Here is a 1,787-nt window from a genome sequence, read left to right on the forward strand (position 1 = left end):
CCCGCAGCGATCCAGCAGGCGGTCCGCGGATTCCGCGCCGACCACCACCGCACCGAACTGGTCGCGAGCGCCGACGGCGTCACCTGGGTGGACGACTCGAAGGCGACGAACCCGCACGCCGCCACCGCGTCCCTGGCGTCGTTCGACACCGTCGTGTGGATCGTCGGCGGCCTGTTCAAGGGCGTGGACATCGACGGGCTCGTGGCGCGGTTCGGCCCCGGTGTCCGCGGCGTCGTCGTCATCGGCACCGACCGGCAGCCGGTCCTGGAGGCATTCGCGCGACACGCGCCGTCGGTCCCGGTCCTGCAGGTCGAGGCATCGGACACTGATCAGGTCATGCCCGAGGCGGTCCGGCATGCCGCATCGGTCGCGAGGCCGGGCGACACGGTCCTCCTCGCCCCGGCTGCGGCGTCGTTCGACCAGTTCGACTCGTACTCCGACCGGGGGCGTCGGTTCGCGGCGGCGGTCCACGAGCACCTGGGAGGAAACGGCGATGGCGGACCTTCCGGCGAACGGCACTAGCGGCGCGACGACGGGTGCCGCACGCGGCGCGACGACGGGTGCCGCACGCACCGGGCGTGCGACCGACGCCGGCGCCTCCGGGCGGCGTCGTCCGCAGGGTGCCGTGGTCGCGGTGAAGAACGTGTTCGTGGCCGAGTCCGCGACGTTCTACACGATCCTCGGCGTCACGCTCTTCCTCGTCGTCTTCGGCGTCGTGATGGTGCTGTCCTCGTCGAGCGTCGAGCAGTACGCCGCCACGCACGACTTCTTCGGCGCCGCCTCGCGCCAGGGCCTCTACGCCGTGCTCGGTGTGCCGCTCATGCTCATCGCGAGTCGCGTCCCCTCCCGCGTCTGGCGGAAGTGGGCCATGCGGATCTTCGGTGCCGCCCTCGCGCTGCAGCTGCTCGTCTACACGCCGCTCGGCATCGAGGTGCAGGGCAACCGGAACTGGATCGGCATCGGCTCGTTCACCGCGCAGCCGTCCGAGGCCGTGAAGCTCGGCCTCGCGCTGGGCGTCGGCGCGATCATGTACGTCAAGCGCGACAAGCTCGACAACTGGAAGGAGCTGTTCGTCCCGATCGGGATCGCGATCCTCCTCCCGCTCGGCCTCGTGCTCCTCGGGGGCGACCAGGGCACGGCGATGATCATGCTGATCCTCGTGCTGGGCGCGCTCTACATCGGCGGCGCCCGGGTCAAGCACCTGCTCGCCGTCGTCGGCGCGATCGCGGTCGCGCTGCCGTTCGTCACGATGTCGTCCTCGTCGCGGTCGTACCGCATCAGCGCCTGGCTCTCCGGCTGCACCGACTCGAACCAGTACCAAGACCTCTGCTGGCAGCCCGTGCACGGCATGTGGGCGTTGGCGTCCGGCGGGGTCTTCGGCGTCGGGCTCGGCAACTCGAAGGCCAAGTGGTCCTGGCTGCCCGAGGCCGACAACGACTACATCTTCGCGATCATCGGCGAGGAACTCGGACTCATCGGCGCGGTCGTCGTGCTCGCCCTGTTCGTCGTGCTGGCGATCAGCATGATCAAGGTGATCCGGCAGAGCCGCGACCCGTTCGTGAAGACCGTCACCGGCGGCATCCTCGCCTGGATCATCGGCCAGGCCCTCGTCAACATCGGGTGTTCGACTCGGTCGCGGCGCTCGACCCGTCCGACGGGGCCAGCGCAGCGTGCAGGGCGTACCCACCGAGTGCCAGGGCGAGGACGAGGAGGACGGATACGGTGCTGGTGCGGCGGCGGCGGCGGCGGCGGGACTTCATGGGGGAGGGACTCCTGGCGTGGTGCGG

Annotated in this window: 2 protein-coding genes; both read left to right on the forward strand. The window is 70.6% G+C overall.

What is annotated here, in order from left to right; translation table 11 throughout:
- On the forward strand, nt 1-522 hold a 522-nt coding region (locus tag I59_RS16960), incomplete at its 5' end, for a glutamate ligase domain-containing protein (protein ID WP_031274308.1).
- Nucleotides 494-1,787: FtsW/RodA/SpoVE family cell cycle protein (locus I59_RS16965; RefSeq protein WP_022904890.1), on the forward strand; the 1,294-nt coding region annotated here is incomplete at its 3' end. The genes I59_RS16960 and I59_RS16965, both read left to right, overlap by 29 nt.

It is taken from the genome of Curtobacterium sp. B8, from assembly GCF_000333315.1.
Taxonomy (GTDB): domain Bacteria; phylum Actinomycetota; class Actinomycetes; order Actinomycetales; family Microbacteriaceae; genus Curtobacterium; species Curtobacterium luteum.